The sequence below is a fragment of the Nostoc sp. TCL240-02 genome (genome assembly GCF_013343235.1).
Lineage (GTDB): Bacteria > Cyanobacteriota > Cyanobacteriia > Cyanobacteriales > Nostocaceae > Nostoc.
In genome coordinates, this window is sequence record NZ_CP040094.1 from 2,128,649 (window position 1) to 2,153,005 (window position 24,357).

General features: G+C 41.4%; 24 protein-coding genes. 12 read left to right on the plus strand and 12 right to left on the minus strand.

Annotated features, from left to right (window positions below; genetic code table 11):
* Positions 1 to 259: 259 nt before the first annotated feature.
* Positions 260 to 451 carry a hypothetical protein gene (locus FBB35_RS09235; RefSeq protein ID WP_114082085.1) on the plus strand — a complete coding sequence of 64 codons (192 nt, stop codon included), beginning with the start codon at positions 260 to 262 and terminating at the stop codon, positions 449 to 451.
* Between the two features lie 61 nt (positions 452 to 512).
* On the opposite strand, the gene FBB35_RS09240 is transcribed toward FBB35_RS09235, so the two are convergent.
* On the minus strand, positions 513 to 2,885 hold the full coding sequence (locus tag FBB35_RS09240; protein ID WP_174709383.1) for a hypothetical protein: 2,373 nt from the start codon (positions 2,883 to 2,885) through the stop codon (positions 513 to 515).
* A 364-nt stretch (positions 2,886 to 3,249) separates the two neighbouring features.
* Here FBB35_RS09240 and FBB35_RS09245 point away from each other — a divergent pair, with 364 nt between their 5' ends.
* Entirely contained in the window at positions 3,250 to 4,905 is a 1,656-nt protein-coding gene (locus FBB35_RS09245; protein WP_174713576.1) for an iron uptake porin, read from the plus strand.
* Between the two features lie 63 nt (positions 4,906 to 4,968).
* On the opposite strand, the gene FBB35_RS35435 is transcribed toward FBB35_RS09245, so the two are convergent.
* Positions 4,969 to 5,094, minus strand: coding sequence for a hypothetical protein (locus FBB35_RS35435; protein WP_302480963.1), 126 nt, complete (start codon positions 5,092 to 5,094; stop codon positions 4,969 to 4,971).
* Between the two features lie 995 nt (positions 5,095 to 6,089).
* Between FBB35_RS35435 and FBB35_RS34525 the strand changes: the two genes are divergently transcribed.
* Entirely contained in the window at positions 6,090 to 6,485 is a 396-nt protein-coding gene (locus FBB35_RS34525) for a transposase (protein ID WP_254625668.1), read from the plus strand.
* Between the two features lie 23 nt (positions 6,486 to 6,508).
* Positions 6,509 to 7,048, plus strand: coding sequence for an IS630 family transposase (locus FBB35_RS34530; protein WP_254625681.1), 540 nt, complete (start codon positions 6,509 to 6,511; stop codon positions 7,046 to 7,048).
* A gap of 183 nt (positions 7,049 to 7,231) precedes the next feature.
* Here FBB35_RS34530 and FBB35_RS09255 read toward each other — a convergent pair whose 3' ends face one another.
* The 5 genes from FBB35_RS09255 to FBB35_RS09275 all read right to left on the minus strand — a co-directional run bounded on the left by FBB35_RS09255 (position 7,232) and on the right by FBB35_RS09275 (position 11,102).
* A complete protein-coding gene (locus FBB35_RS09255; RefSeq protein ID WP_114082081.1) occupies positions 7,232 to 7,570 on the minus strand; it encodes a CpeR family transcriptional regulator in 339 nt (112 codons plus the stop codon).
* On the minus strand, positions 7,564 to 8,193 hold the full coding sequence (locus tag FBB35_RS09260; RefSeq protein ID WP_174709384.1) for a chromophore lyase CpcT/CpeT: 630 nt from the start codon (positions 8,191 to 8,193) through the stop codon (positions 7,564 to 7,566). Before FBB35_RS09260 ends, FBB35_RS09255 begins: the two co-directional genes overlap by 7 nt.
* A 58-nt stretch (positions 8,194 to 8,251) precedes the next feature.
* A complete protein-coding gene (locus tag FBB35_RS09265; protein ID WP_174709385.1) occupies positions 8,252 to 8,788 on the minus strand; it encodes a phycobiliprotein lyase in 537 nt (178 codons plus the stop codon).
* Between the two features lie 317 nt (positions 8,789 to 9,105).
* Positions 9,106 to 9,864 carry a phycobilisome rod-core linker polypeptide gene (locus FBB35_RS09270; protein ID WP_174709386.1) on the minus strand — a complete coding sequence of 253 codons (759 nt, stop codon included), beginning with the start codon at positions 9,862 to 9,864 and terminating at the stop codon, positions 9,106 to 9,108.
* Between the two features lie 656 nt (positions 9,865 to 10,520).
* Complete coding sequence (locus tag FBB35_RS09275) at positions 10,521 to 11,102, minus strand: phycobilisome protein (RefSeq protein ID WP_174709387.1); 582 nt, start codon at positions 11,100 to 11,102, stop codon at positions 10,521 to 10,523.
* A gap of 263 nt (positions 11,103 to 11,365) precedes the next feature.
* On the opposite strand from FBB35_RS09275, the gene FBB35_RS09280 reads away from it, so the two are divergent.
* Positions 11,366 to 12,028 (plus strand): HEAT repeat domain-containing protein, encoded by a 663-nt coding sequence (locus FBB35_RS09280; protein ID WP_174709388.1) that lies wholly within the window; start codon positions 11,366 to 11,368, stop codon positions 12,026 to 12,028.
* A gap of 258 nt (positions 12,029 to 12,286) precedes the next feature.
* Positions 12,287 to 12,487 (plus strand): hypothetical protein, encoded by a 201-nt coding sequence (locus FBB35_RS09285; protein ID WP_041565167.1) that lies wholly within the window; start codon positions 12,287 to 12,289, stop codon positions 12,485 to 12,487.
* A 77-nt stretch (positions 12,488 to 12,564) separates the two neighbouring features.
* On the opposite strand, the gene FBB35_RS09290 is transcribed toward FBB35_RS09285, so the two are convergent.
* Complete coding sequence (locus FBB35_RS09290; protein ID WP_174709389.1) at positions 12,565 to 13,389, minus strand: pentapeptide repeat-containing protein; 825 nt, start codon at positions 13,387 to 13,389, stop codon at positions 12,565 to 12,567.
* Positions 13,390 to 13,505: 116 nt separating this feature from the next.
* Between FBB35_RS09290 and FBB35_RS09295 the strand changes: the two genes are divergently transcribed.
* The 3 genes from FBB35_RS09295 (at position 13,506) to FBB35_RS09305 (ending at position 15,808) form a co-directional block, all read left to right on the plus strand.
* Complete coding sequence (locus tag FBB35_RS09295; protein ID WP_174709390.1) at positions 13,506 to 14,078, plus strand: phycobiliprotein lyase; 573 nt, start codon at positions 13,506 to 13,508, stop codon at positions 14,076 to 14,078.
* A gap of 178 nt (positions 14,079 to 14,256) precedes the next feature.
* Positions 14,257 to 14,991, plus strand: a complete 735-nt coding sequence (locus tag FBB35_RS09300) for a 15,16-dihydrobiliverdin:ferredoxin oxidoreductase (RefSeq protein WP_174709391.1) — start codon at positions 14,257 to 14,259, stop codon at positions 14,989 to 14,991.
* A 49-nt stretch (positions 14,992 to 15,040) separates the two neighbouring features.
* Positions 15,041 to 15,808, plus strand: coding sequence for a phycoerythrobilin:ferredoxin oxidoreductase (locus tag FBB35_RS09305; RefSeq protein WP_217481731.1), 768 nt, complete (start codon positions 15,041 to 15,043; stop codon positions 15,806 to 15,808).
* On the opposite strand, the gene FBB35_RS35440 is transcribed toward FBB35_RS09305, so the two are convergent.
* Positions 15,791 to 15,925: a hypothetical protein gene (locus FBB35_RS35440; RefSeq protein ID WP_302480964.1), complete on the minus strand. Its 135-nt coding sequence runs from the start codon at positions 15,923 to 15,925 to the stop codon at positions 15,791 to 15,793. The two genes, FBB35_RS09305 and FBB35_RS35440, sit on opposite strands and share 18 nt — an antisense overlap.
* Positions 15,926 to 16,539: 614 nt before the next feature.
* Between FBB35_RS35440 and FBB35_RS09310 the strand changes: the two genes are divergently transcribed.
* Positions 16,540 to 19,197, plus strand: a complete 2,658-nt coding sequence (locus FBB35_RS09310; protein ID WP_217481705.1) for a serine protease — start codon at positions 16,540 to 16,542, stop codon at positions 19,195 to 19,197.
* 10 nt (positions 19,198 to 19,207) lie between these two features.
* Here the strand turns inward: FBB35_RS09310 and FBB35_RS09315 are convergent, their stop codons facing one another.
* Positions 19,208 to 20,104: a phosphorylase gene (locus FBB35_RS09315; RefSeq protein ID WP_174709392.1), complete on the minus strand. Its 897-nt coding sequence runs from the start codon at positions 20,102 to 20,104 to the stop codon at positions 19,208 to 19,210.
* A 239-nt stretch (positions 20,105 to 20,343) separates the two neighbouring features.
* Between FBB35_RS09315 and FBB35_RS09320 the strand changes: the two genes are divergently transcribed.
* Positions 20,344 to 21,609, plus strand: coding sequence for an HhoA/HhoB/HtrA family serine endopeptidase (locus tag FBB35_RS09320; RefSeq protein ID WP_174709393.1), 1,266 nt, complete (start codon positions 20,344 to 20,346; stop codon positions 21,607 to 21,609).
* A 287-nt stretch (positions 21,610 to 21,896) separates the two neighbouring features.
* Entirely contained in the window at positions 21,897 to 22,151 is a 255-nt protein-coding gene (locus FBB35_RS09325) for a hypothetical protein (RefSeq protein WP_174709394.1), read from the plus strand.
* 392 nt (positions 22,152 to 22,543) lie between these two features.
* On the opposite strand, the gene aroF is transcribed toward FBB35_RS09325, so the two are convergent.
* Positions 22,544 to 23,602: a 3-deoxy-7-phosphoheptulonate synthase gene (gene aroF / locus FBB35_RS09330; protein ID WP_174709395.1), complete on the minus strand. Its 1,059-nt coding sequence runs from the start codon at positions 23,600 to 23,602 to the stop codon at positions 22,544 to 22,546.
* Between the two features lie 281 nt (positions 23,603 to 23,883).
* On the minus strand, positions 23,884 to 24,354 hold the full coding sequence (locus tag FBB35_RS09335) for a PAM68 family protein (RefSeq protein ID WP_174709396.1): 471 nt from the start codon (positions 24,352 to 24,354) through the stop codon (positions 23,884 to 23,886).
* Between the last annotated feature and the right edge of the window lie 3 nt (positions 24,355 to 24,357).

A 24,357-nucleotide genomic window follows, 5' to 3' on the forward strand; every position in this document is an offset into this window, starting at 1 on the left:
CGATAATAATTCATACAACCATAATTGACAGACTATCAATTTAAGTATTGCTAAGTATCGTCAAGTGGGCGGAAGCTTTGCATAATACTTAGGGTGATGTTTTTCTTGGAACACAGCCATTACGATCGCCGTCTCTTATGATTGAACCTAAAACCCATTAGACTAATTTATGAAAAATATACAATATTTTAATAAAGCTTAAAAGAGCATTATTATAATATTTCTAATGGTGTGAGTTAAATTGTGGATTTAATAAGCGATGCCTACTTGTTTATCTAGTGTTTCCGATCGCGAGTCCCAGGCGAACTGGGTCAGTAAGCTAACCAAGTCTTATTATCAAGACGATCAGCAAGCGAAATTGATGCATTTACAAGCAGAAGTAGACTCTCTGTTGCAGCAGTTGGAAAACCTGAAGAACCAACGTCTAGCCGAAACTAACCAAAAAGAATAAGTCAATTTTGGAGATAGCGATTGCCAGTGCCTCTTTAATTTAAATTTGATTAAGGGGCGTGCTATTCAAAGCGCTGATTTTTCTCTGACCAGCGCTTCAGACTGTAGTTATGAGCATTTTCAACTAATAAAGCTAAAGATTGCACGTCTGAAAGCTTGGCGATCGCAGAGAGTCTTTGTAAGTCATTTCTAGTAAAATCAGTGTAAATGACTTGATTGCTGTCAGACAAAATTATAGTCCGGTCGCGGCGTTCTTCTGTGTTTTTCGCCTGAATTTCAGGTGAAGACTGATTCAAGGATGCTATTGCTGCTGCTGAGATAGTCAGTATTATTTCTGGTTGAGCATTATTTGTTAAATCAATCACTTGAACGGGCCAATTACCCAACTTCCCCTGCATCTGCTCAAAGGTAGGAATAGCACCAGCCGCAACTTCGCCAGATTGCTGTAAAGATTGCCACACACTTGATAATATTACCTTCACTCCTTGGGGATTTTGTTGATGCAGTTCTTGTAGAGTGACAGGAGATGGTTGTACCCATTCCAGTGCTGCATTTGTCAAAGCTAGAGGTTTGGGTTGAAGAACATCGTTTTGATTCTCTAGAATTTTTGGGCCCGCAGCCAATAGACGCAAAACTTTACCCTGTAGTTGCACTGCTTTGATAGCGGCTATAGTAATTTTTTGTTCACCATTTGGCAACCAGACTATAATCTGGATTTCCGGGTCAGAAATGATTCCCAAAGTTTTCCAGAAAAATTTGGCGGCGGAAGTTTTGGATGGGTTCAAATTCTCAAAGGGGGAATTTAGCCAGCTTTTACCGTCATTAAATGCACTCACCTCTACCTGATACCAAACTTGATTATCAGTGAGTTTCAAGTCTGCTGAAGAATTTGGTTGCAGCCACTCACTACTAGTAACTTGAGTAATTGGTTGCACTGTACCAACAATCTGACTAGGGTGAGTAGAGGATATTTGCGACTTTGCACCCTCACTATTGAGTTTTGCTAAGAGACCTTGAATATAGACAAGATTATCTTTTGTAATTTTTGGTTGCGTCTTTAACCAGGAATTAGCGTGTTCTTCTCCCTGCTGAACTGCCAAAATCAAAGCGAACCAAGCTTGTACATCTAGTCTATTTGGATTTACCCGCAACGCTGCGGCTGTGCGATTCCACAACCGTTTTTTATCGGCTTTGAGTAGAGTCGCAATTTCTTGAGCATTATGTGGCGACGCTTCAAACACCTGTAATGCTTTCCCCCAGCGACCGTCAATCAAGTCTGCTAGCACTTCTTGACTAGGACTTGCCCATTTTTTTTCGGCTTGGGTTTTAGTAAGTTGGGAATGCAAGCGAATCAAATCCATTTGCGCTTGCGCCACCTCTGGAAAAACTCCTTTGCGCTGTTTCTTGATGAATTTCAACCATTCAAAAGCTGGTGTCCATAGTCCGCTACGGGCAATTGACAGGGCGTTTTGGTATGCAGAATCTTTAAGCGCTGCTGATTTGAGGGTAATCGCCTCTAATTCAATTGGTTTGAGGAATAACCTCACAGGTTTGACTTGGTAAACCTGTAAGTGCGGTTCTAAACCTATAGTTTGATCGACAACTAACTCTTTTGTACCATCACCAGTTACCTGCTGCCATCTGGGTAATTGTCCGTTGGGACTTGTCCAAGATAACATTTGTAGTAGATTGGTGCGTTGTGGATTGTAGTATACAACTTGACCATAAGCATCAGTTCCTGGTTGACGTTGACCCTGCAAATTAAACCAAACCCCTGGTGATGGTGTCCCACCGTCAAAGCGTTGGACTTCAGTTAAAGGTAGGGGAATACTGATATCTTGGAGTTCTGATGTCTCATCAAGTGAGGGTGAAATCACAGAGGATTCTTCTGGCCCAGTTATAGGTAATTGAGTGGCTAGATAGTAGTAATTTTCTGACTGAGATTTAAACTCTAAATCTTTTGATAGCTCATAAACCCTGAGTTCCACAAGTTTTTTACAATCAGATTGACAATTAACACGCTGTTGGAAAACCGGCAGTAAAAAAGAGTCTTTCGCATCTTGACGTAAAGGCAGAGTTTCGCCAAATATTTGGTTTTTTTGACTCAAATCAAGTTGAATTTGTTTGAGGGTTTTGGGGCGTTCGTATTTTCCAAGGGGGATTTGTGCCCATGCAGGTAAAATTTTATTTAGCCAGCTTACCTGGTCTGGATTGAAGATGAAGAGAACGCTAATCCAGGCGAAAGCCATAATTAGACTAGCACTACTCAACAAAATTGCGTAGCTTGCCACCGTAGGTATCGCTAGTGTTGACGACAACCAACTTCCCCCTTTAAGCTTTTTCTGGGGTTTTTTAGCGATGCGTTTCATCACACCTGTATGAAGTTTATTTTGTTTAGAGGCTTTTGATGTCAGCTTGCGTGGACGATTTGCCATAGATTAGGGATTAGAAATTGAGGATTGGGGATTGAAAAAGAGGCAAGGGGGAAGAGAGCAGGGGGGACAATTCAGAAAGGGGGATTCAGACCCATGTTCCGCTCTATTCACGGCTCTCGGTTGGGGTCATTTCCCCCTGCCTCTTCGTTGAGAAAACTCTTTCCTAGTACCTAGTCCCCAATACCCTGTTATACTCGTCCTTTCAGAAGTTGCCCAGAAAGATTAAGTCTAATTTTGGACAAAATCCGTAAATTTTCCCATGTGAACGCTAGACGATAGCGCATACACTCTTCACTTAAGTATGTGAGCAGAGTGTAAAAAGTTGAAAGGTATACTTATTAGCCGCAGTCATCGCCAAACTTGGATGCTCGCATGGTTACTAATTGCGGGAGTAAATGGAGCTGCACAAAAAGCATCAGCACAAGAGTACATCAATACAGAAACTACTCAGGCTCAGGAGAGTATAGATTTAAATTCTCCTCCCCTCTCCCCCATAAATCCGATGGCGCAAGTTACATCGGTTTCTCAACTTAAAGACGTACAACCCAATGATTGGGCATTCCAAGCATTACAGTCTTTGGTGGAACGCTATGGTTGTATAGCAGGGTATCCAGATAGTAGCTATCGCGGTAATCGCGCCTTAACTCGGTATGAATTCGCCGCCGGGGTGAATGCTTGTTTAGATAGAGTCAATGAATTAATTACTACAGCCACCAGCGATTTAGTTACCCGCGAAGATTTAGCAACATTACAAAAATTGCAATCAGAATTTGCTCCCGAATTAGCAACTTTGCGGGGTCGTGTCGATAGTTTAGAAGCCAGAACTGGCGAACTTGAAACCAACCAATTCTCAACAACAACCAAACTCAGTGGACTACTAATAGTTGGTATTCAAGGACGGACTAGCAATCGTGGTGATGTCAATCCTAGAGATGGACAAAAAGATACAGATGATGCAGGGACAAACATTAATGTTATATCCCTGGCGCAACTATATTTGACTAGTCAAATCACTCCCAGTAGTTACTTGTTTACAGGTCTTTTAGATGGTAACGGAAAAACTTCGCCTAGATTTACCAATAGTGTTTCTAGAAATGATGTTTTGCTTGGCTACGAATTTCCTACAGATAGCTTGATTGTAAGTGACCTAAATTTTCATTGGCTGGTGACAGATAAATTAGCAATCATGGTGGGAACAGAAGGCGTAAGTATGCCTGCTGCTTTCCGAGGCCCCAATCGGGTAGAAAGTGCTGCAACAGGGCCGCTGTCTTATTTTGCCCAAAGAAACCCAATTTTAAATATGGGATACGGTCACGGTGGTATAGCTATTGATTGGCAATTTGCTAAACGCGCTAGTTTGCAAGCAATTTATACTAGTTATAAACCAGGAAATCCCGGTAACAGTAGCGGTTTATTCGATGGAACCACAACTACTGGTGTGCAATTGCTGCTAACACCAACTGACACTCTAGATTTAAGCTTGTATTACGTCAACAATTATTCTTCGGATGGTTGTTTGCTAACCTTTGTTGGTGATGAATGCTTAACTACAGTTAATACCACTACCGGAAAATCAGCACCTTTGCAAACTAATGCTGTGGGTGCAACTGTCACTTGGCAAATTTCACCTCGTATTAGCGCAGGTGCGTGGGGTGGTTATACTAAATCTTACATTCCTGGTCAATCGGGAAATGTAGAAACGACGAATTATATGGTGTTTATGAATTTCCCTGATTTATTTGCTAAAGGAAATTTGGGGGGAATTTATGTCGGTCAACCTCCTAAAATTACCAGTAGCGACCTACCTGTGGGGAATAATGTCCCTGATTTTATTAATACTGGTTTAGGACGTGCAGGTGGACAACCAGGAACTACCACTCAAATTGAGGCATTCTATCGTTTCCAGCTAACAGATAATATTAGCATTACACCAGGAATAATTCATCTCTTGCAGCCTGGTAATACACCAGATAGTGACTCAGTTACCATCGGCATTCTGCGGAGTACTTTTAGTTTTTAATTTTGCTTTGAGACAAACATTGTAGAGCTTACAGCATATCAGATGAGAAAGCCATCTGATAAATTAAATTTTTTGGCGATTTTTGCGTAAGTTCAGGAGATATAAAAAAGGTTTGGCGGTGAGCCAAACCTCTATATAAATCCAGTGCATAACAACATCCCGAATTAATTTACTCATTATTAGATTCATAGGGCATCTTCCTATAGGATGTGTGCAAATATCCTCAAACCTGATAAGATATTATATTAGTATCATTCAATACCTCAAACAGAAAATTAATCTGCCAAATGTTAGAAGCTATGGCAGATTAATTTAGATATTAAAGATAGTAAAAAAACTCAAAATATTTTTATATCTAAAACTTGTATAAAAGCAATTTTTCCAACTAGTAAACAAAATAAAAGACGGGATAAATTATCCCGTCTAAATAGCTTGAAAGTGGCAATACACCTTGGACTCTGTAAAAAACAGCACAAATAAAACTTAATAGGTTGTAAGACGAACAAATAATATGAACAAAAAGAATGCTAGTTGAGCTTATTCTTAATGTTTTAATCATTTGCATTCTAGCTAATATATCACAGCTTAATTATAATGTAATGTCAAAATGCCAAATACTTAACGACAAAAAAGACGGGCTAACGCCCGTCTTCTGTATAAAAAGTAAAAACATCTTGGTAATTTCTGCAATATATCAAAATACTCTAATCACTAGCTGCCAAATTGCCAAATACTGATTAATCAAACACAAATATTATTTTCTCTGTACTTAAATGTATTTGTCGTTTATAGATTTTACTCTCAATAAAAATTAATAGTTACTCAAAGGATTTTGTGATGGTTTATAATAAGATATTTATTTTTCTCTTATTGTCATTAATTAATATTGCATAAGGTGTGTTGCCTTGAGACATAAAAAAGCCTGCGTAGGCGTAGCCCATCGCAAACATTGCACCATCAATTAGAGATAATTTATATTTGTCTACATAGTATAATAGGTTACACAAATTACGCAAAATATATCTGTAGGGGCAATTCATGAATTGCCCCTACAGTGCAGGTTTATTTACCATCAAAGAATGATTAATAAAAAGTTATTTGTTAGGTAAAACCTATGCAGTATAGCGGTTATCAGTCTACTTCAGTACAGTAGGAGAGAGCAATTCTACTGATAATTGGTGGTGATGAAAGCCTACTCTCTCGACTTGCGTCAAAAAATAGTTGATGCTTATGCCTGCGGTGACATTTCCCAACGAAAACTGGCTAAAAACTTTGGTGTCACCTTAAGTTTTGTGCAAAATTTACTCAAACGCCATCGAGAATTGGGGATGATAGGCCCCAAGGTGCGGACTGAGCAGACAGCAACAAAGTTGAATGCTGAACAGTTAGAAATCCTGCGCCAACTCGTCATAGCACAGCCCGATGCGACGTTAAGCGAATTGCGGGAACGACTTTACGAGAAAACAGAGGTCTTAATTGGGGTAGCTACGGTGAATCGGATGGTTCGCTGGAAACTTCACCTCAACCTCAAAAAAAAAGTCTCCACCTCACAAAAAAAGGTAGTGATGAAGTCCAACTAGCCCGATTTGAGTACTGGAAACTCTTGAGGGGGATACCCGTCGAAGAGCTGATTTTCTTAGATGAATCGGGAGTTAATCTGTCCTTCATCCGCAAATGTGCCCGCGCCTTGCCTGGCCTTTCAGCCTATGCTCAAAAGCCCAACCGCAAAGGGAAAAATGTCTCGGTAATTGGTGCAATTAGCTTGAAAGGACTGCTCACCCAATGGAGTGGCTTAGGTTCTATCGATGCTTTGACTTTTGATGCCTTCATCGCCCAAAAGCTCGTACCCAAACTTTGGCCTGGTGCAGTGGTGATCATGGATAACTGCTCAATCCATAAAAGTGATGAACTTGAAGCTTTGCTCATCGCTGCTGGCGCTCATCTCATTTATCTCCCCCCCTATTCTCCCGATTTTTCACCGATTGAGAATTGTTGGTCCAAGATTAAGAACATTCTCCGTCGCATCGGTGCAAGGACATACCCTGATTTACTCCAGGCATTAGATACGGCATTCGCAGAAGTGACAATAGAGAATTTGCTGGGTTGGTTTACTCACTGCTGCTACTGTACCTCACAAGACTGATAACCGCTATATTGGATTCTTTTGTACAGTACGTATTTCCACTAAACTTAGACGGCTAACTGTTAATAAGTAACAGCTAATCATAGTAAATAATTAGCAATTAAACATTAACAATTAGCCGTCAATCCCATTGGGGAGTATTTAAAATTCAAATATCAAAAGGATTTTCGTAGCAAAGTCACTTTAAGCACGCTCATCAAATCTAGTGTAGAAACCACCGTATTTTATCCAGTATTGTTTCAAAGTATGATGAGGAGTATGTAAACTAGCTTTAGCCTGATATAAAATTACTTGGCGATGATCGCCCATCCAGATTTTATTAATGGGGTCAACGGATATTACTGTTCCTCCTAAAGAAGCGACACATTGAGAGAATCTTTCAATGGTCGTATATTCTAATGTCTCGAATATAAAGAAGTTACCGGAACAAATCAAATGGCGGCTACGAATCCAACAGCGCATCTTTTTTTCAGCCTGTGGAGGTAACATTTTATATTTAACAGATTCAAGCTGAATCAACATAATGCTCTCACTGCAAGTAATTCATCAGCAAAACTTTCCCGTTTTTCAAATCGCAAAGGCCCAGCAGTTGATCCCCATATCTGCTTGTGGGTTTCAATATCCATACCTTTATCTAGACTTATCCAAGTATGCTCGGTTATTTCTACGTCGCTGATTAGATATGTCTGGCAGCCATTGCGGTTAATCAGACATTGATTACCCGGTTCCACGCTACCCCGAAACATTTCACCCTCTCGTTGGAAAACCATCGAACAGTTATAACGCCGTTCGATACAATCTGGGGTGATGGTTTTGAGGATATCTAATTCACGAGCCGCACCTGCATAAAGCATCTGGTCTTTCAAGCTGTAATTTTCGATATAAATGCGATCGCCACAATCTACCAGTCTATGTACTCCTTGGCGGTAGGGTGTCCATAAATCGTGGTCATAAGCTTGTTCTGAATAAAAACCGATGGCAGAAAAAAATTCAATCGGTAAAGGACGGAAAAAAATGTGAATGTGGGCGTAAAGTTGGGGATTTGCAAAAGATTGCTTGTAGTTGCTAAAATCTCCTGCCATCCAACAGGCTAAGGTGAGTAAATCACTAGCGTTGGTGCTAGATTCACTGGGTGCTATTGTCATATTCAACCTCAGTAGTGACAAAACTAGATGATTCCTTCTATGTTTTAACCTGATATTACTAACTGGTTGAACTAGACAAAGAGCGAATCTCTGAAGAAAAGGAAGCTGTTGTCACACCTTTACCATCACTGGTTTTAATTGTCGCTACCCGAAATCGCAGATTTGGTGTGGCAAACCAAATTCGCTCTTCAGCAGCAGCGTGTTCATACTCCGTCAGCAGGGTAAAAATCCCATCTTCACTCAAGTGGTATTTACCCACTGCGGGGATTGTCTCAGCGTACCCTTGATCGCGTAAAAGTTTTCCCCTAGAAGGATTTTCTATATCTGGAATTGGCACCAACACGGTACTACCAGAGATTGGTTTATCGTCCCAGTCTGACTCACCTTTCCAAGTCATCCGAAAGGGGTGAGTGATACTGCCGGGGTCGGTGTCATACAATTGACAAATTGCTAATACCGCCGGATCGTTGGTGGATAGAGACTCAACGTCAATGTTAGACAGCACTTGTTCAAAGTGAGCGAATGCTAAATGATGACCGCTACGTTGCGATCGCCATCGCCCAATTGAAAGTTCAAAGAATTCAGTAATTTCCATTAGAAAAGTGATTTTAAAAAGTAGCTTACAATCCAAGGAATATCTTGGCTAAATAGTTATTCTCCCAGCCTATATACTAGCTTCCTTGATTACAACTGCACTTGGGAATGCTGTTAGGGGTATCGGGGCATTTGGCCCGTGCTGAGTAGGGAGTTAGGAGTTGGGCAATACGGTTCTTCGGATAAGCATTTTTTACTTTCCTTGTGGTCTGGGGAATGGGAAGGGGTAAAGGATGTATTCAAAACCCTTCCCCTTTCCCCTTTAACCGAACCGTATTGAGGAGTTAGAAGTTATTATTCTCCCCCCAGTCTCACTCCCTAAGCAACTTCAGTAATACTGATGATTTTGCCGCCCGTTCTATGAATGTTTTGCACTTGCCCAGACAGTTGGTTGTAGTTAACTACATATTCAAGGTTGCCCAGACGAGTACGGAGATTATTTGAACCTTTGACTGCCTTAATCAAGAAGCGTTTGTTGGTGCTGCTTACACTAGAACCAGCAGCAGGAGCTTTGATAGATGTAGGTAAATTTGCACCTATATCTCTGATCAATTTAGCTTTGCGATCGCTATCGCTGCTTGCTACTCCTCTCAATAAAGTAAAGGTGCGGTTAAAGGTAACATTCTTAATTCCTATTTGGGAGCTAGTGCTGCGAGGATAAGGAACAATATTCTCGCCAAAATTCTGCTGATACTCTGTGCTATCGATATAGGATTCGATTTCAGCATCATAGCCCTGTTCGTTGTAGATGCGGACGTGTTCGGCAATTTCTGCTTGATCGGCAGGAGGACGACCTAGCAGGTGTTTGAAGTTCAGTTCAATGAACCGATATTGGGAAGAAGAACTGAAAAACAGAGATTGATAGAGTTCTGATTTCGCAACGGTGTTGACGAATTCGCGGACGCTGATTTTGCCATCGCGCAATTGCGATTCAGCAGTAGCTAGGCGCTCACTTTCTAGCAAGTGAGCATTCCCCAAAACCTGTTTGTAAACCGCCCGAATCAGTGTTTGTAATTCACTTTCGCTGGTGTTTGGACGCAGTTCAACACTAGGTGAATCAATAGCCCATAGTGACATTGAAGTATCTCCTTAAAAACGTAAATTAAATGAAATTTTTGAGCATCCTACCCCTTATGGGCGTGGAATTTCACCTCAGTTGTCAGTTATTTTTGCTACTGACTAGCATTTGTAAAACTTTATTTTTAAAGTGCGTTAGATATCTTTGTATATGACAACTGACGGCAGAATTGAGCAAACCCTAATCGTGATGCTGGTCTAAAAGCTATTTAAAATATCTCCCAGTTAACAACTAGATTTTATGAGAAGGAATTCAGCAGATGTTAAAAAACTTTACATCTTTGTGAAAAAGGAGAAGTCATAGAGACTTTAAATCCTTATTAGTTTTGATTATTTAAGTTTTTACATCATTAAATACCTTTACACATTCTGATACGATGCCGAAACCATATTTATTAAATTTTGTTAAGTTAGATAGTACTTTAGAGAAATTTAAGCTTGTTTTTAGAATTTGATTTGAGATTGGGATACGGGCGATTGTATTGTTGTTTTCCCTTGAGCAAGAGTATTTATCATGCTGATTCGCTAAAGTTAATCTTGGGAAGTGGGCAAGAATAAATCAAACTATGTTACGTAATGTAAATTCAATTAAATTGGCTCTGAGTAAGTAAGCAGCTCTAGGCGTGACTACAAACCTTGAATCACGCTTACTTACCTTACCGAATTTGAAAAGTAGCCAGTTGGGTGATTAAATGGTCAAAATAGGGATTAAGAATTTCTTGCTGATTGGCTGGGCAGCGTTTCAAACTAGCAGCTTTAATGCTTTTTAAACCTAAGAGCATTGCATCTAATGGAACTTGTAATTCTTGATAGAGTAAGTTCATATAGTGGAGTCCTGTGGGATTTGTATACTCAGCGTGTCCACCTGCTATGCCATAAGTAATACAACGGAGAAAATGCCAAAAATCTCGCCAGCAAGCTTGGGCGCGTTCAGGCGGATAAAGACCACCTCCAGGCTGGATAATTTCAGGATAGGTCGTCAAAACCTGCTCTCTAGCTTCATCAACAATTTCGGCGGCGCGATCGCGTAATAACACAGCAACAGGAATCAACTCAGAATTATCGGATGACTTGGTTTGAATCTGTAATAAATCTTCGTCGCTCAGATAACGGAAAGCATCATCCGCAGCTTGAAATATGGCGATAGCTGCTTTGGAATGAGACTGTTCCCATTCAGCAAAGCTGATAATTCTAGCTTTGGCGATTAATTCTTTGACGGTTTCGCTTAATTGAGTCATTGGTATTGGGTATTGGGTATTGGGTATTGGGCATCGATAAGAGATAGGGGGGACAAGGAAGAGGGGGGAGACAGGGGAGAGACTTGTTGAATAATTCTCCCTTTATCCTCCTTGTCCCCCTCTTCCTCCTCATCCCCCTGCTCCCTTCCCCCTGCCCCCTGCCTCTTTTCAATGCCAATTCCCTTGATTAAATCTTCCCAAATGCGATCGCTATTTTTTGACATCTGTAAAATAAAGTAAAGATAGCTCTACCAAATGCACCTATGGAAATCGATCAAATCCAAACTGAACTGAAGAACCCAGATTTTCACTCTCGTTTGAAGGCGATCGCAGCCCTCAATGATTATGAATCAAAAGTTGCAGTTCCTCTGCTAGCAAGTAAACTTCATGACTCAGAATTTTTGGTGCGTTCTTTTGTAGCTAGGGGTTTGGGTAATCAACAATCAGCAGAATCCTTTGCTGCTTTGATGCAAATTATGAAATTTGACGATACCCCCAATGTGCGAGCTGAGGCGGCCAATTCTTTGTCGCTATTTGGTAGAGTCGCAGTTTCTCATCTAGTTATGGCATTTTATCAAGATGACCATTGGCTAGTTAAGCGGAGCATTTTAGCTGCGATCGCTGAAATGAATTGTCCTGAAGAGCTATTTGATATCTGCGTTCAAGGTTTAAAAGATGAAGATTTCACAGTTCAGGAATCCTCTGTTGATGGACTCGGTTTACTAGCTGATTCTAGCCAACATACTGCGGCACTATCCCAAATACTAACGTTAGTGAATAATGAATCTTGGCGGATGCGCGTGCGAGTTAGCTATGCCCTCAAACGCTTTGACGAGCCGGAAGCAAAAGCAGCCCTTAACCAACTTAGACAGGATGAGGATCACCGAGTTGTCGGAGCTGCTTTAGAAGACTTGTTGCCACAATAGACATCTCCGAAAAAGAATGTAGAGACGCGTTAGCGTAGCGGGACGAAGTACAATTTCGCGTCTCTACAAGGGTTCTGAATAACGCATATTAAATTTTTGGAGATGTCTAATAACGATATGGGTTTGTGCTGAATCTTCTGATAAGATTTATTTCAACAATAGACAAGATGTTTTTTACCTTAATTTTGACCAAAACATCCAGGTAATCTGCCAAAATCTGGAAGAAAAGATCAACTTTTTCGAGATGAGGAGGCATTTGTGACTGAGATACAAACTGGTCAAATGACTTGGCGACCACCAGGTTCCTCAGAATCTGCTTTACATTTGCGACATAAAGCTTCGGAAGCCTGGCGATCGTATAAAGAATTTCCCCAATATGCTCTACCCGATCCACCGGGTTTTTCCGAAGGATACGCTACGTTTTTAGCGCTCCTAAAAAAGAACTGGCAACTGTTGTAAAGCCACTACTAAATTATCAAGTAATTTAAGTGAACTTGATATTAACATCCAAAATCTAAAATCTAAAATTGCCACGATCAAGCACTCAAACTCTCACGAGTTGTTGTGCGAGTGTAGGCGTTCCAAACGTCGAGTTCTGAATATGGACGGCTTTTAAGCATAGCTTTAGTTGCTTCTGTGAGTCCTTGGGCTAAAGTAAAATCTGCACCAGCGATACTTTGAAGATGCTCCATCTCTGCATCACATAGGTCAGTCGCTCGTAGGTCTGCATCCTGCAAATTGGCTCCGGTCAATCGAGCATTCCGCAAACAAGCCCCAGTTAAATAAGCTTTTGTTAAGTCAGCGCCACTTAAAGCCGCACTTTGCAAATTTGCTCCTGTCAAGTCAGCGCCACTCAGGTAGGCTCCACGGAGATTAACACCTTGTAAATCTGCGTTTCGTAAAGAAGCTGTGTTAAGAAAAGCACCATTAAGGTTAGCACCCGGCCCTACAGCTCCCGAAGCTTTGTAGTTATATTCTTGGGGCCATTTCGTATGTGTATCATAACGCGCTACTTGTAGTTTGGCTCCTTCCAAATTTGCGCCACTGAGATTAGCTTGTTGGAGGTTCGCACGGTTTAAATAGGCTTCCTGCAAATTAGCCCCACTCAAATCGGCTCCTTGCAGATTAGCGCCTCGCAAATCTGCGCCACTCAAATCGGCATTACTCAAGACTAGCTCACTGAGGTCGGCTCCTAGTAGCTTGGCTTTGCTCAAATTAGCTTGTTGTAAATCAACTTCCTTAAGATTGAATTGGTACAAATCGACCCAATCCAGAGGGGTTCCAGCTTTGAGGGCTGTTAATATTTCTGGAGTTGGACTGGAGCGATCGCTAGTGATAAGTTGAATTTCACTATTTGTCATCAGTTGATAAAAATATAGCTTTTGGAGTTATTCTACACTTTAGCGAAATTGAGACTTCATCTCATTGCTCAGTATTCAATAACGGCAAAATTTGATAAAAAGAGGTTTTAAAACAGATGCATATAATACCGCCCTTGTCAATGATCGACTTCTTCCGTAAAAGTGAGGGTACATGGTTTACGGAACGTTCCGTTCACCATTTTGACTCGGCGGCGGATGAGTCAGGAGAGTCGAATTTGATTATTAAAGTCATGGGAAAGGACGATCTGAAAGTCCAAGAAGTCTGTAAAGACCAAGGCATAGACCCTACTAAAGCAACAGGCGGTGCAAGCTTTGCATGGCAGGCAAACTTAGACACCAGGCAACCTAATGATAATGCTGCCATTTTGGTTGATATTCCCGATGAAACGAGGCGTTCTGGAAAACTGATCCGTAACCAAGGTTATGTTGAGAGCATTCCTGTTGTCAGCCGATATCGGTTTGCTGATGATGGAGTGCTGACGATTGATACTGACTATGACAATAACCAAGGTCAAGAACGTTGTTGGTTTATTACTGATGATTTTCGTGTCAGGGTTAGTACCGTGCGAATGATGAACGGTGTCAACTTAATGGCTTATTGTTCTGAACGTCGCTGTGTTTCCCAAGAACTTCTAGAGCAAATGATCGCTAATCATGCCAGGCATTAATGGGGAATGGGGGCAGGGGGCAGGGTGCAAGGGTGAGAAATTACTTTTCTCCCCTCTGCTCCCTGCTCCCCTGCCTCTTCCCAATGCCCCATTAAGGAATGTTGCTTTGTTTCTCATAAATGAGACGTGCATGATTGCCATCACTTATTTTCATGCAAGGGTTAACAAATCATGTTCCATGTATAAACCTTTCCTGGAATTTTTAGAAAAAGAGCTATTTCAGCGCTTTGATTTACAAAGTAGGGTCATTCCCCCTGGTTTGGAATTCAAAGTTAGCGATCGCGGCAGAAACCCTGCAACTATTCGCAGTTGGTGTTACCAATCTCAAGAGTTGCGGAAAATTCGCTATACCTATATTGATGCCGGGGAAAGCGCCCAAATTTTTAACAGCGTGATTTATCCTAGTCATAACTACGATTTACCTCTGTTAGGGATTGATTTTTTATCCTTTGGCAAAGTCAAAAATCTAATTGTGCTTGACTTTCAGCCTTTGTTTCAGGATGAAGATTATCAAAACAAATATATAGCTCCGCTAAAATATCTCCATAATAAATACCCGGATTTGGCGCAAAACTTGGAAATGAAGTTTTACGATGCCAATCAGTATTTTTCTAAGTACCTCTTGTTTGCCAAAACAGACGCTGAAACTGTTTCAACGCGAGTCTTTGAAGCTTTCCAAGATTATTTAAACTTGTATTGGCAAATGCTAGCAGATGCCCAAGCGCTTCACGATCCAGAAGATATCCAACGGATTGTCAAAGCCCAAAAAGACTATGACCAATATAGTGCAGACCGAGATCCAGCATCTGGTTTGTTTAGCAGTTACTTCGGTCATGAATGGGCGGAGCGTTTTCTCCATGAGTTCTTATTTGAAGATGCTGTTCCTCTAGCAGTTAGTGCAAGTAAAAGATAACGGGGATTGGGCATGGGGAATTGGGCATTGGGCATTGGGCATTGGGATTATGAATTTGGAGCGAAGCGAAGTGACACTATATCAGCCATTTCTCGATTATGCGATCGCCTACATGCGATCGCGCTTGGATTTACAACCCTATCCTATCCCCACTGGGTTTGAGTTCAAAAGTGCTGTTGTGGGCAAGGGCAAAAATCAGGAAGAGGTTGTCACCACTAGTTACGCCTTTCAAACTGCAAAATTACGGCAAATTCGTGCTGCTCATGTCCAGGGTGGTAATTCGCTGCAAGTGCTGAATTTTGTGATTTTCCCCCGCCTCAACTACGATTTACCCTTTTTTGGGGCGGATTTGGTGACATTGCCAGGAGGACACCTAATTGCTTTGGATATGCAGCCCTTATTTCGGGATGATTCAGCATATCAGGCAAAATATACAGAACCAATTCTGCCCATTTTTCACGAACATCAACAGCATCTATCTTGGGGTGGAGATTTCCCAGAAGAAGCACAGCCCTTTTTCTCTCCCGCTTTTCTATGGACTCGTCCCCAAGAAACGGCTGTAGTAGAAACTCAGGTGTTTGCCGCTTTTAAAGACTATTTGAAAGCTTATCTGGATTTCGTGGAGCAAGCGGAAGCTGTAACAGATTCCCAAAATTTAGAAGCCATTGAGCAAGCCCAACTGCGATATCTACGATATCGGGCTGAAAAAGACCCAGCACGAGGGATGTTTAAACGCTTCTATGGTGCTGAATGGACTGAAGAATATATCCACGGCTTTTTATTCGACCTAGAGAGAAAATTAACAGTCGTCAAGTAGAGGCTCTTGTACAGGAAGTAAGGAGCAATGGCAAATTATAATAGCCCAAGCAATGGCGATCGCATGGTAAGAATTATTTAAGCGATCGCTTTTGTATGTAATAAACTTTGACCTCACTTCCATTCCTCTCTTTATAAAACCAAAATGTTGTAGATCCTCCTAAATCCTCCGATAAATTGGAAGACTTTGAGAGGTTTTTGCCCCCATTTTTAAGGGGGCTTGGGGGGATCAAAAGGCTATGGAGCAACTTTCCAAAACTTGTGTGTACACGGTAGCTCCTAAAAGGAGAGAGGCTTTGAATCTTACTCTCCAACGCTAGTAGAGAAGGGGCTGTTCTTGTTAGGTCTATATTAAACTCAACTACAAACTACATCGACGAGTATCAAAGACTCATTCACAAAGCTCTGAGGTTCATTAACGGAGTTCAAAGACTCATTCACGAAGTTCCGAGGTTCATTAACGGAGTTCAAAGACTCATTCACGAAGCTCTGAGGTTCATTAACGGAGTTCAAAGACTCATTCACGAAGCTCTGAGGTTCATTAACGGAGTTCAAGGACTCATTCACGAAGCTCTGAGGTTCATTAAAGGAGTTCAAAGACTCATTCACGAAGCTCCGAGGTTCATTAAAGGAGTTCAAAGACTCGTTCACGAGTATTTATCAAAAATTATTCCGGTTTTTAGGAATTTTCGGGTAAGTCCTGATAAAATCAGTCAACGTATGAGCATGATTATGCACAACCGTATATTTACTACTTTATTTTTAACTCTATTTCTGGCTAACACACCCCAGTTTGTAGTTGCTCAGAACAATATTGAACAGCTATTTAAACAAGGCGACGCTGCCGAATCAGTCGGTAATAACTCCCAAGCAGAGACAATTTCGCGTAAAGTTTTGCAGTTTGAACCAAAAAATGGCAAAGCTTATAACAATTTGGGGAATGCCTTAAGGCGACAGGGAAAATTAGATGCAGCGTTAGCAGCGCACCAGAAGGCGTTACAACTCAACCCTAATGATGCTGAAGCTTACGTTGGTATAGGGAATGTGCTAAATGCTCAAGGGAAACAAGAGGAGGCGATCGCATCTCACAAGAAAGCTTTGCAACTTAATCCCAACTTGGCTACTGCTTACAACGGTCTGGGAAATGTGCTGTATGTAGAGAATAAATTAGATGCTGCTGTTGCCGCATACCAAAAAGCCATTCAACTTAACCCCAACTTGGCTATTGCTTACAACAATCTCGGTAATGCCTTCAAAGACCAGAAAAAATTAGATGCCTCTGTTGCCGCATACCAAAAAGCAGTTCAACTCAACCCCAACTTGGCTATTGCTTACAACAATCTCGGTAATGCCTTCAAAGACCAGAAAAAATTAGATGCCGCTGTTGCCGTATTCCAAAAAGCAATTCAACTCAACCCCAACTATGCGATTGCTTACAATAATCTCGGCATTACCCTGTATAACCAGAAGAAATTAGATGCCGCATTTACTGCATTCCAAAAAGCAATTCAACTTAACCCTAACGATGCTTTCACTTACAATGCTTTGGGTCTTGTACTAAGTGATCAGAAGAAATTAGATGCCGCAGTTGCCGCATTCCAAAAAGCAATTCAACTTAACCCTAATGATGCTAATGCTTACAATGCTCTAGGTTTTGTACTGAGTGACCAGAAGAAATTAGATGCCGCAGTTGCCGCATTCCAAAAAGCAATTCAACTTAGCCCTAATGATGCTTTACCTTACAATGGTTTAGGTCTTGTACTGAGTGACCAGAGTAAATTAGATGCAGCAGTTGCCACATACCAAAAAGCAATTAAACTTGATCCTAACTATGGTGATGCTTACTACAATCTCGGCAATGCCTTGAAAGATCAGAAGAAATTAGATGCAGCAACTGCTGCATACCAAAAAGCAATTCAATTGAACCCTAACGATGCTTTTGCTTACAACAATCTCGGCGCTATCCTGAGTGACCAGAAGAAATTAGATGCAGCAGTTAGTGCATACCAAAAAGCAATTCAACTCAGCCCCAATTTAGCTAGTACTTACAACAATCTTGGCAATGTCTTGAGTGACCAAAATAAATTAGATGCAGCAGTTGCCGCCTTTCAAAAAGCAATTCAAATTGAGCCCAACTATGCTGATGCTTACTACAATCTCGGCATTGCCCTATATGACCATAAAAAATTAAATGCAGCAGTTCCCGCTTTCCAAAAAGCAATTCAACTCAATCCTAACAATGCTAAAACTTATTACAATCTCGGTATTGTACTGAAAGATCAGAAAAAATTAGATGCAGCAGTCGCCGCCTTCCAAAAAGCAACTCAACTCAACCCCAACTATGGTACTGCTCACAACAATCTCGGCAATGTCTTGAGTGACCAAAAGAAATTAGATGCAGCAGTTAGTGCATACCAAAAGGCAATTCAAATCAACCCCAACTATGCTAATGCTTACAATGGTCTTGGCGTTGCTCTGAGGCAGCAGAAAAAATTAGATGCCGCAGTTGCTGCTTTTCAAAAAGCCCTAACATTGCCAGAAGACAAGTCTATAAACCCAGCCAGTGCTCATACTCTCGCTCATAATAGCTTGGGTGTTGCATTCATACAGCAAGGAAAACTAAAAGAAGCCATTGAACAGTTTGATAGAGCAGAAGAGATTGACCCCGATTATATCTATGCTAGTAACAACAATAGAGAAGTACGGCGGTTTTGGAAAGAGCAACAAAATAAACTCGCTAAAGACGTAGAAGACGATCGCCAATGGTTGCCTAAGAATGACCCAACCATAACCGTTAAGCGTTCTGTGGTACTCATCACTGCGGAGTTTTTTAACAGCGATCGCCAGGGAACAGAGATCGGCACTGGTATAGTAATTAAGCGAGAAGACAACCGGACATTAATCCTCACTAATCGTCATGTAATTTTTGATGGCAATGAACAAGGTAAAAATATTCAAGTAGAATTTTTCAGTTCACCGCCATCCAACCGAGTGCGAATGCGGCGAGATGCCAAGCTATTCAAAATGACCTCTGAGGAACAACTCGATTTAGCTGTTTTGGAAATTATTGGTAAACTACCAGAAGATATCCAGCCTTTATCTATCTCTTCAACTGCGATCGCCCCGAAAATGCCCATTCGGATTATCGGTCATTCTGCTCAAAGAGGTGAAGATAAATCTTGGTCTATGCAATCAGGACAAATCAGCTATCAAAATCAGCGATTAGAAATATCTCAAGCTGCACTCAAACCCGGTTATTCTGGCAGTCCGGTAATTGATTCGCAAAATCGGCTTTTAGGCATCGTCTTTGCAAGAAAAGGCGAAGACCGAGATTTGGCTTATCCTATGTCTGAGATTCAAAAACAACTGCTTACCTGGAGCATTCGTTAAACAAACTGAATTAAGATATAGCAACATTCTTGAGGATAGTCATCGGCCCTTGGGCTTTGAGAATTTCCATTTCTGCTGCGTTTCGCACAAGTAAAGTACCAGCGAATCCTAATGAATTCACAGAGATAGACTGAAAATGCTCCTGCGATCGCGGTACGATCAACATCCATTCTCTTGTTGCTAGCAGATTGTAAGCACCCAATTGCCTTGCATCTAAACCCACAGCCCCTAGCAAACTACGATAAACTTCTAGTGTTGCTTGGGCTGCTGTAAATGGCGATCGCATCCAATGAGGATTTAGTGGCGCAAAAGCGTTTACAAAAGGAAGCTTTGCTAAAGTTGCCTTCGAGTCCTGAAATTGTCCTGCCCTCAGTAGAGGTTCAATAGGTATCTGCGGCCCTAAAGGTACAAGTGGTAGTGGCACTAATTGTAAGTGTTTGTGTCGCTGACTAGCACCTGCACTTTTGCCACTGTTGTAAAATGCTAAACCATCGAAATCATCTAAACACGCCCACATAGCTGCAAAATCTTCCAGAGTCAGCAAACTTTCCTGTTCCTCGAAGGCACGTGTGATAATTAGCAGATGGCGATCGACAACATTATATTTATTTAAAATACATACATGAGTATCAGAAATATCCGCCACAAATAAATCTTCTTCGTAGGGCAAAAAAGGATTAAACTCTTGACCAGAGACAGCAGATTGTTTTTCCTGTTTCTCCTTAGCTGCTTTTTTACGATTCAGATTAGACAAAATCCGCACTAAAAAGCGCACGCCATCCTGTTCGATAAATTCAAATTCTGTCGGAATCGACAGTAACGCCCCGCATTGCAAAGCATGTTCAGTTCGTTCTTTCACACTTGTCCATAAAGTGCCAGATTTCAGTAAAATTTTTCCCTGTGGCATTTTCATTCCTTCACACATGGTATAAAACACGCAGTCAACTTAACGAAAAATAGTTGGCTATAAACCGCTCTGGCTCTAAGTTGACACGCATCACAACTGTGTAACCCTACGAATGAGTATATTCCAAATAAGGTTTAGTAAAATACCAAAGCTTTCACAACAACGCAATACCTCTGCAACAAAACTGTCACAAATCATATCTACATTAGTAATACATCTAAATATCCTTCCAGACAGCAATGCAAAACCAATCTCGTGATGGAGAACACCCATCAAATAGCATTTTATCCAACACAACTGACACCAAATACCGTAATCAAGCACCCTGGAAAAAGGCTGCCGCCTCTCTATCGCTGGTGCTGCTGGGATCAGGTATGACATTGGCAGGTGGCTACATGGCTGGACATTCTCAGCAGGTGTCTGAGAGTGCATCTAATTTGGGAGTGAGTCGAGTAAATGCCGCTCCTCCATTATCAGCTGCCACAGATCCTAACTTTGTTATCCAAGTGGTGCAAAAGGTCGGGCCGGCTGTAGTAAGAATTGATTCTTCCCGAACCGTAAAAAGCCAGGTACCAGAAGAATTTAACGATCCATTTTTCCAACGTTTCTTTGGCTCTCAAATGCCAGAACAACAGAATCGGGTAGAACGAGGTACTGGTTCAGGCTTTATTATTAGTGCTGATGGTCGTATTCTCACTAACGCCCACGTAGTTGATGGTGCTGATACAGTAACAGTAACGCTCAAGGATGGGCGTAGTTTTAAAGGAAAAGTGTTAGGAAAAGACGAGTTGACCGATGTTGCTGTGATCAAAATTCAGGCGGACAATCTACCGTTAGTAGCATTGGGTAACTCAGATCAACTGCAACCGGGAGAATGGGCGATCGCGATCGGCAACCCCCTTGGACTAGATAATACAGTAACTACCGGAATCATCAGTGCTACCGGACGTAGCAGCAATCTAATCGGCGCTGCCGATAAGCGAGTAGAGTATATTCAAACTGATGCAGCCATTAATCCCGGTAATTCCGGTGGCCCCCTGCTAAATTCCCGTGGCGAGGTGATTGCCATGAATACAGCCATTATCCAAGGGGCACAAGGATTAGGCTTTGCTATTCCCATCAACACAGCACAACGCATTTCCAGTCAAATAATAGCTACAGGCAAAGTAGAACATCCTTATCTGGGAATTCAAATGGTGGGGTTAACACCTCAGCTAAAACAAAATATCAACTCAGATCCCAATAGCGGTTTGAGTGTGAATGAAGATAAAGGTGTATTAGTTGTAAAAGTTGTGCCAAATTCACCAGCTGCTAAAGCAGGGATACGTGCTGGTGATGTTATCCAAAAGCTTGGCGGGCAAGCAGTCACAGATGCCAACAGTGTCCAAAAAGTAGTAGAAAATAGCCAAATCGGGGGTGATTTGCGCTTAGAATTACGTCGCAATGGACAGAATCTTAACGTAGCCGTGCAACCTGGTGCTTTTCCCACCCCACCAGTACAATAAAAGTTTTGCTATTGAGTCAAAGTGAATTTTTTGGGATGGGCAAAATACCCATCCCTTTTTTTAGATGGCAAAGATAAGGTGGGCACTGCCATTATGTAAAAATAGTTGTCTTTAAAAGCAGAGTTATTTTTATATTTTTTATCCATGACATTAGTCATGGTTTAACTAATTACCTTTTTCACTAGTGTATATCTATTTTCAGTCCTATTATTTACTTGTCAAAGAGATTAAGATTTTGCGAAAAATTAATCTCTTTGATATCTACATCATAGAAGGAAAGTTTGCGAATGAGTATTAAAAGAATGCTTGCTAGTGCAGCACTGATTTTACCAATTGCTGTTACCTTTATTCCTTCCCAAGCCGATGCTCAGGCTAGATGGCCAGTTAGACGACCAGTTCCAGTTAGAATAATCAGAAGACCATCGCCAGTTAGGGTTTACACCCCTGTTCAAGCGAGAAGAAGGATACTAGTTCCTGGACGTTGGGTGCAAACAAATCGTGGTCGTCGATGGATACCGGCTCGCTATGTATATAGAAGATAAAAGACCTACAAATGCAAAAAATATTGCCCATCAATATTGATTGCAGAGTTCATTTTTCATAGATTTAGTTAATGTTTAAAAATCCCCTTTAGAAATATTTTAAAGGGGTATTATTTCATATTTACAATAAATATAGCGGTTATCAGTTGAGTGCAATACAGACCTAACCCCCAGCCCCTTCTCTATAAGGGAAGGGGAGTAAGATGCAAAACATCTCTCCTAAAAGGAGAGATGTCAAACTGTATTGCTTCCATTCGATAACTGCTATACTTGAGCATAATTAAACATATTAAATAACTTAGTTTGTAGTAGGTGACTTAGATTTGTTAGGACTAAAGTCCTGACTACAAACTTTAATTTATTTATGCCCAGCAAGAAGTTGCAACTGAATTTTAAGCTAGAGCTACTGCTGGTTGCTGCCAGCGTCCTACCGCCTTACCAATGACTGCTAATTCTTGCATTAATTTATCAAAACGGTCTGGTGTCACAGATTGAGGCCCGTCGGATAAAGCTTTGGCAGGGTTGGGATGAACCTCTATCATCAGAGAATCTGTGCCAGCTGCGATCGCAGCCATTGCCATTGAAGGCACAAACTCAGACCAACCTACGCCGTGGCTGGGGTCAATCATAATTGGCAGGTGAGTCAGTTTCCGCAACACTGGTACTACCGATAAATCCAGCGTATTTCGCGTATATTGGCGGTCAAAGGTGCGTATTCCCCTTTCACACAAAATTACATTGGGATTTCCAGATGCCAAAACATACTCGGCTGCCATCAACCAATCTTCAATAGTAGCCGCCATTCCACGCTTCAAGAGAACTGGTTTCGGCTGCGCTCCCACTTTTTTGAGCAAGGAGAAATTCTGCATATTTCTTGCTCCTACCTGAATCACGTCAGCAACTTCGACAATTTTATCCAGGTCAGCCGCATCCATCACTTCTGTAATAATACCTAGTCCACTGACTTCCCGCGCCCTTGCTAATAAATCCAAAGCACTCTCGCCGTGTCCTTGGAAGGCGTAAGGTGAAGTTCGAGGTTTATATGCCCCTCCGCGCAAAAATTTTGCTCCAGCAGTCTTGACGCGCCGTGCTGTCTCTACAATCATTTCTTCATTTTCTACTGAGCAGGGGCCGGCAACGACTACCAAAGGCTGATGTTCACCAAATACCACTGCTCCATTAGGAGTATTAACTACTACTTCCGAAGCCTCACCGTGACGGTATTGGCGACTGGCTCGTTTGTAAGGCTGCTCTACCCGTAACACCTGCTCAATCCAGGGGCTAAGTTCCTGAATTTGTAATGGATCTAAACTGGCAGTTTCACCTACAAGACCAATAACTACTTTATGTTGACCAACAATTTTTTCTGGAGTTAGCCCCCAGCTAGTTAATTCTTCATCAATGCGGTTTATTTCCGCTTCTGGGGAACCAGTTTTCATTACTATAATCATGTGAAAGTTCCTAATTAATTGAGTAAAATTTTCTGTAAATGGGCTAACTTTATTGTTGCCTATTGCCCTAATTACGAATAGTTAAAAACAAAATTTATTTACAAAATAAATAGACAAAATATAGCGCTCAGTCAGTAGTTTTACTACTGGGTAGCTGGATGTAGGTATAAAAAGATTATATAATTTTAATTAGCAATGTTGAAGTTATAAAATTTCAACTTCAACATTCACTTCTTTTATTTACCCAATACCGCAGTTACCTAATACCTGAGCGCCATTAATTATGAGTTTTTTTGCCGAGTTTCGCGCCAAACTGCCACCATTCGTCCCCAATTGGTGTTGAACTCACCCAAACCTAGCAAACTTCCGACTCTTTCTTCATCCCAAGAGGCAGAGAGAACGCCATAAGTTATGCCTAAGACCCCCAAACCAAATAGTCCCATGTTCACCAATAACACGGCGATGGGAGGTAGTTGGATGTCGGAGTAGATAGCAAGCAGATAGCTAACAACCAGGACGCTAATGCCCAAAGCTGTTGGTACGCCACAGAAACCAGCTACCCGTCGGATCATCCTCTGGCTGACTACTTGAGGAATAGCCATCTCTTGTTTGGTGTAAGTCAGTTTTTTGTCAGCCTGTTTGCCAGATTCTTGTGGCTGTGCTGCTGGTTTACTTTGAGTTTTTGCGGGTTTTTGGCGCTTTTTGTTTGGTTCAAAGGGCAAGCGACTGCGTTCAGATTCTTCAGCAGACATAAG